This window comes from Hoylesella timonensis 4401737 = DSM 22865 = JCM 15640 (assembly GCF_000455445.1).
Taxonomy (GTDB): Bacteria; Bacteroidota; Bacteroidia; order Bacteroidales; family Bacteroidaceae; genus Prevotella; species Prevotella timonensis.
Map to the genome: position 1 here is coordinate 480,460 of NZ_HG417090.1, position 6,469 is coordinate 486,928.

5 protein-coding genes are annotated in these 6,469 nt (G+C 39.8%); 1 reads left to right on the forward strand and 4 read right to left on the reverse strand.

Going from position 1 to position 6,469, the window contains the following annotated elements:
- Window positions 1-57: 57 nt before the first annotated feature.
- Together pyrI and pyrB are read right to left on the reverse strand one after the other, a co-directional pair.
- Complete coding sequence (pyrI, locus tag BN35_RS02020) at window positions 58-513, reverse strand: aspartate carbamoyltransferase regulatory subunit (RefSeq protein ID WP_025071685.1); 456 nt, start codon at window positions 511-513, stop codon at window positions 58-60.
- Window positions 514-541: 28 nt separating this feature from the next.
- Window positions 542-1,489, reverse strand: coding sequence for an aspartate carbamoyltransferase (gene pyrB, locus BN35_RS02025; RefSeq protein ID WP_028900870.1), 948 nt, complete (start codon window positions 1,487-1,489; stop codon window positions 542-544).
- 297 nt (window positions 1,490-1,786) lie between these two features.
- Between pyrB and BN35_RS02035 the strand changes: the two genes are divergently transcribed.
- Window positions 1,787-4,099, forward strand: a complete 2,313-nt coding sequence (locus BN35_RS02035; protein WP_028900868.1) for a transglycosylase domain-containing protein — start codon at window positions 1,787-1,789, stop codon at window positions 4,097-4,099.
- A gap of 190 nt (window positions 4,100-4,289) precedes the next feature.
- Here BN35_RS02035 and BN35_RS02040 read toward each other — a convergent pair whose 3' ends face one another.
- Together BN35_RS02040 and galE are read right to left on the reverse strand one after the other, a co-directional pair.
- Window positions 4,290-4,874, reverse strand: a complete 585-nt coding sequence (locus BN35_RS02040; protein ID WP_025071683.1) for a 30S ribosomal protein S16 — start codon at window positions 4,872-4,874, stop codon at window positions 4,290-4,292.
- 166 nt (window positions 4,875-5,040) lie between these two features.
- Window positions 5,041-6,084, reverse strand: a complete 1,044-nt coding sequence (gene galE, locus BN35_RS02045) for a UDP-glucose 4-epimerase GalE (protein ID WP_008121810.1) — start codon at window positions 6,082-6,084, stop codon at window positions 5,041-5,043.
- Window positions 6,085-6,469: the final 385 nt, after the last annotated feature.

Sequence of the window (6,469 nt, forward strand, 5' to 3'; positions counted from 1 at the left end):
TATTGTATGTCTATCTCTTTTGTAGAGGGTGTGATGAAGAGCGGTATTGTGTATCTTCTAACACAGTTCTACTTTGTTGATATCTTGTTCTTTATCGCAGTAATGGCATTTTAGTAGTCCGTTTTCCTTGTCTACAAAATGGAACACCGTTTCCATTGGCTCGTTGTTAGTGATACATTTGGGGTTGTTACATTTTACAATACCACGCAGTTCATCGGGTGTTTCTACCGTTTTCTTTTCTACTACCTCGTAATCTTTAATGATATTGAGCACTATTTTGGGAGCAACGACCGACAGTCTGCTGATTTCTTCATCAGAGAAAAATTTATTGGAAACCTTGATAATTCCTTTTTTACCCACTTTTTTAGATACGAAATTGTTGCCAATCGTAACGGGAGTGTTAAGAGATTGAAGCTCTAACAAGTTCATAACTTGGTATGTTTTATCTGCTGGAATATGGTCAATTACCGTTCCATTTTCGATGGCAGCTACCAAACGTTCTTTTTTGTTCATTTTCTCACGATTTATAAATTCACCGATATTACTCGATAATGGTTTTATCTTTTTTGATATCTTCAAGGGTAATGCCTAAACAATAACAGAAGATAGCCTCACGCGCAAAGAGTCCATTTTTTGCTTGTTGGATGTAATAAGCGTGCGGATTATCGTCCACGTCATACGCAATCTCATTGACACGAGGTAATGGATGCAAGATTCGCATGTTCTCTTTAACGTTGCAAAGCATGTCATTGCGCAAAATATAAACATTCTTTACACGCTCATATTCCATTAGGTCTGAAAAACGTTCCTTCTGCACACGAGTCATGTAGAGGATATCTGCATCGGCTAAGACTTTTTCATTGAAGACAGTGTGTTCTTGAAATTTAATTCCATATTCCTTGCAATATATCTTATACTCCATTGGCATCGACAATTCTTTGGGCGCAATGAAATGAAACGTAGGATTGAAGTGACGCATCGCCATGATAAGTGAATGTACTGTGCGCCCATATTTCAAATCTCCAACCAAATAAATATTTAGGTTTTCGAGCGTTCCCTGTGTCTTATAAATGGAATACACGTCAAGTAAGCATTGAGAAGGGTGCATATGAGCACCATCGCCTGCATTGATAATGGGAACAGGGGCTATCTCGCTGGCATATTGTGCTGCACCTTCTATGTAATGACGCATGGCAATAACATCAGCATAATTCGATACCATTAGGATGGTGTCTTTGAGAGTTTCGCCTTTTGCCACGCTGGAAGCTTTGGCATCTGAAAAACCTATGACTCTGGCACCTAATCGATTGGCTGCCGTTTCAAAGCTAAGACGCGTACGAGTAGACGGCTCATAGAACAGTGTTGCAACGACTTTGCCCTTAAGAAGTTCACGGTTTGGATGTTTCTCAAATTCCTCTGCCATAGAGAGAAGATACATCAAATCGTCTTTACTAAGATTGGCTATTGTTATAAAATGATGTTTTTGCATTTTTTATCCTACTTAATGTTCTCATTAGAATTGTCTGCTAAGGTAGTTATTAATTTTTATTTTTACGAGTTAATTCAAAGAAAAATTGTATTTTTGCATCAAATAATAAAGAAACTTTTGCAGAGTCGAAAAGACAAAGTTGCAATGAAGCATACCGAAAATGAAGTAAGAATGTTTCATTATACAAGTAAATATAATGATGAACCTTAGGTGCTTTGTTCACTCTCTTTACAGACGAACACCACGGAAAAACTCATTTATATTATTTGCAAAATACGAATACGTTCACGATAAGTTATGAGAAAGGTTTTCATTCATGTGCTTTGGAGGATATTAATTGTTGTATCAATCCTGTTAGTTTTGGCTTTTACTGCCATTTGGAAAGGATGGATAGGATATATGCCCGATGTAGAAGATTTACAAAATCCGATTAGTAGGTTTGCTACACAAGTATATTCTGCAGACGGAAAGGTGCTTGGAACATGGAATTTCAATAAGGAAAATCGAATCGTCATACCATATTCTAAAATATCTCCACACTTGGTACATGCTTTAGTAGCCACAGAAGATGAGCGTTTCTATGAACATTCTGGGATTGACTTTATTGCTTTGGGGCGCGCCATCGTTAAGAGAGGTATTTTACGACAAGAAAATGCTGGTGGTGGCTCTACCATTACACAGCAATTGGCAAAGCAATTATATTCTGAAACCGCCCACAGTACGCTGGAAAGAGTCTTGCAAAAGCCCATCGAGTGGGTGATTGCTGTGAAGTTAGAGCGAAATTATACGAAGGAAGAAATCATCGCCTTGTATCTTAATTATTTTGATTTTTTACACAATGCCGTAGGTATCAAAACTGCATCTAACACCTATTTTAATAAAGAGCCCAAAGATTTGACCATCAATGAGGCGGCAACTTTGATAGGTTTATGCAAGAATCCTTCGCTCTTTAATCCTGTGAGATATCCTCAACGGTGTACGGAGCGACGGAATGTCGTGTTGAGTCAGATGCAAAAAGCGGGTTATTTGTCAAAGGCAGAATATCATCAACATGCCGATGAAAAATTGGTATTAGACTTTCATCGCATCGATCATAAGGACGGATCTGCCACATATTTCCGAGAATTTCTGCGTCAATACATGATGGCAACGCATCCTCAGCGTTCCGATTATCCTTCTTGGAATCAAAATCAGTATGTCTTCGATTCTATTGCATGGGTGTCCGACCCGCTGTATGGATGGTGTAATAAGAACTTTAAGAAAGACGGTAAGCCCTATAATGTCTATACAGACGGCTTAAAAGTCTTTACAACGATCGACTCAAGAATGCAACGTTATGCTGAAGATGCTGTGTATAATCATGTTGTGAAGTTCTTACAACCTGCCTTTACAAAAGAAAATTCTAAAAAAGCAAATGCACCTTTTACAAGTGCACTGACGCAGAAGGAGATAAGAGCGATACTTAATAGATCGATGAGAGGTAGTGAGCGTTACCGTGTCATGAAGGCTTCAGGAGCTACGGATGCAGAGATTCAAAAAGCATTTAGAACGCCTGTAGATATGAGTATCTTTACATTTCATGGGGATGTAGATACAACGATGACTCCTATGGATTCCATTCGATACTACAAATCGTTCTTGCGAGCTGGATTCATGAGTATGGAACCGCAAACGGGGCATGTGAAAGCGTATGTCGGTGGACTTGACTATAATCATTTTATGTATGACATGGTGATGAGTGGGCGACGCCAAGTAGGCTCTACCATTAAGCCTTTCTTGTATTCATTAGCCATGGAAAACGGTTTTTCTCCTTGTGACCAAGCGCCGAATGTACAACGAACATACATTGTAGCAGGTAAACCTTGGACGCCAAGGAATGCCAGTCGACGACGTTATGGACAGATGGTTACGTTGAAATGGGGATTGGCTAACTCAAATAACTGGATTTCTGCCTACCTGATGAGCAGATTAAATCCACAGCAATTTGTTTGTATGTTGAACGATTTTGGAATCAAAAACCCAGATATCCATCCATCTATGGCGCTTTGTTTAGGACCATGTGAGGTCTCTGTTGCCGAGATGGTGAGTGCCTATTCAGCGTTTGCAAACCATGGTATCCGTACTGCACCCATGTTTGTTTCAAAGATTGAGGATAATGAAGGAAATGTCATTGCTACTTTTCAACCACGTATGAATGAGGTGATTAGTGAGGAAAGTGCCAATAAGATGCTTGTTCTTCTGCAGGCTGTTGTTGAAGGTGGTACGGCTGGACGTTTGCGATTCAAATACCACATTGATGGTGAAATAGGAGCGAAGACAGGTACTACCAATCGAAATTCGGATGCTTGGTTTATGGGCTTCACGCCACAGTTAGTGAGTGGCTGTTGGGTAGGAGGTGAAGACCGTGATATCCACTTTGATTCTATGCGCATGGGACAAGGTGCCACGATGGCATTGCCTATTTGGGCGTATTACATGAAACGCATTTATCGTGATAAGTCGCTTGGTTATCGGGCAGATGCGTCCTTCGGTCTACCAGAAGGATACAATCCATGTCATCAAGACGATGCAAATATGGATGAGTTTGGTATAGACGAAGTCTTTGAGTAGAACATCTCATTTATCCTTTGTATTGACTTAATGAGGTCTGAAATTCAGTCATGAACAGCAGTTATAGATAACTTATCCTGCACTAACAACCCTCGTGTGGTAGTTGCTTTTCAGCGTAAAGGACACAAAAAAAGTCAATATGAAAACTTCCATATTGACTTTTTTTGTATCAGAATAAAAGAATTTTGTCTTATGCTTCAGCAGGAGTTTCTTCTGTTTCTGTAGCTGGTGCTTCTTCAGAAGTTTCTTGAGCTCCTTCTTCAGCAGCATTAGCAGCTTCTTCTTCAGCTTTTGCAGCTTCTTCTTCAGCCTTTGCAGCAGCCTTTTTCTCTGCTACCTTCTTTGCTATTTCAGCATTAATCTTCTTCTCTTCTTCAAGTTCTTTTGCAATTGCATCCTTTTTAGCTTGAGCCTCATTGGCAGCACAAGCTTGTAAGCCTTTCACTTTGTCTTGCTTCCAAGCATCGAATTTGCTTTGCATTGCAGCTTCATCAAAGGCTCCCTTCTTTACACCTCCACGCAAGTGTTTCATTAAATAAACACCTTCACGTTTCAAGATGTTACGAACAGTGTCGGTTGGTTGTGCACCAACTTCTAACCAATAGAGCGCTCTGTCGAAATTCAAATCTACAGCTGCTGGATTCGTATTAGGATTATACGTTCCAATCTTTTCAGTAAATTTACCATCACGTGGTGCTCTTGCGTCAGCGATAATGATGCTATAAAAAGCATAACCCTTACGACCTCCGCGTTGCAATCTGATTTTTGTTGCCATTTTTTGTATTATTTAAATAGGTTTGAATTAATACTCCCATCTCGTGGAAGTGCTTGCAAAGGTACGATAAAAAGCTAAGTCATCGAAATTGCACGATTAAGAACTTTTGAGTATTAACCTACATTAACGTTTCTTGACTTGTATTTCTATACTTAGGGCAGGATATTTACATCACACCCTCGTCACGCAGGCGTTCTTGCCATTTCCATGCAGAGGCTAAAACTTCCTCGATAGGGGTGTCCGCCTTCCATTCCAAGACTTTGTTTGCCTTGTCTACGTTCCCCCAAACTTTCTCTATATCGCCCTCTCGGCGTGGTCCATACTTCCAATTAAGTTTTACACCAGTGGCTTTCTCAAACCCTTTGACAATCTCTAATGTAGACTCACCATGCCCCGTACCAATATTGAAAATCTCAAGAGGACTTGTCTCTTTCTCCAGTACACGCTTCATAGCAGCTACATGTGCCTTTGCTAAGTCTACGACATAAATATAATCTCGGATGCAAGTTCCATCGGGGGTGTCATAATCGTTCCCAAAGATAGTGAGTTCCTTGCGAATGCCCATGGCTGTTTGTGTTACGTAAGGTATCAAATTGTTGGGTACTCCATTAGGGAGTTCTCCGATGTTGGCAGATGGATGTGCACCAATAGGGTTGAAGTATCTCAAGATAATACTCTTCAACTTCGCCCCACTATGTATGTAATCTTGGATAATTTCTTCGTTGATTTGCTTGGTATTACCATACGGAGACAATGCTTTTTGGATGGGAGCCTCTTCGGTAACAGGCAGATTTTCAGCCGTTGGTTGTCCATAGACGGTACAACTACTTGAGAAGATGATGCCTTTGACATGATATTTGGGCATCAACTCCAATAAATTAAGTAACGAGGTGATGTTGTTTCTGTAATACAGCAAAGGTTTCTCCACGCTTTCGCCCACTGCCTTTGATGCTGCGAAATGGATGATACCTGCAATATCGTTATACTTCTTGAACACAGCTTCTGTGTCTTCAAAATTGCATAAGTCAATTTGTTCAAAGTGTGGACGTATTCCAGTTATCTTCTCAATGCCATCAAGAACTTCAATCTTGGAGTTCGATAGATTATCGACAATTACAACGTTGTATCCAGCTTGTTGTAACTCCACGGTGGTGTGTGAACCTATAAAACCCGTTCCACCCGTAACAAGAATTGTCTGTTTCGTTTCCATGTCTATTTTTTTAAGTTAAAAATATTTCTTGTTGCAAAGTTACATATTTTATTCGATTGATGCCACGAATTTACCTTAAAATGCCTATCGATGAGAGGTTGCAAAGTCAAGATTAAATGCAAGAAACGTTAAATGCCGTTGACGGTATTCAATTATTCATTTTATATTCATCTATTTTACTGGATAGGGGAGGGAGAAATATAGATGAATCGGAGGAGTGTGCGCAACCTTCGTACGACAGTTTTGATACAACAAGATTTATTGGAGCAATATGTTTCTGAATTGAAACATTGACTTAACCCGCTTATCTACATGGGTTAACAGTGTTATCTACATGAGTTAAGGGTGTTATCTACATGAGTTAAGGGTGTTATCTACATGGGTT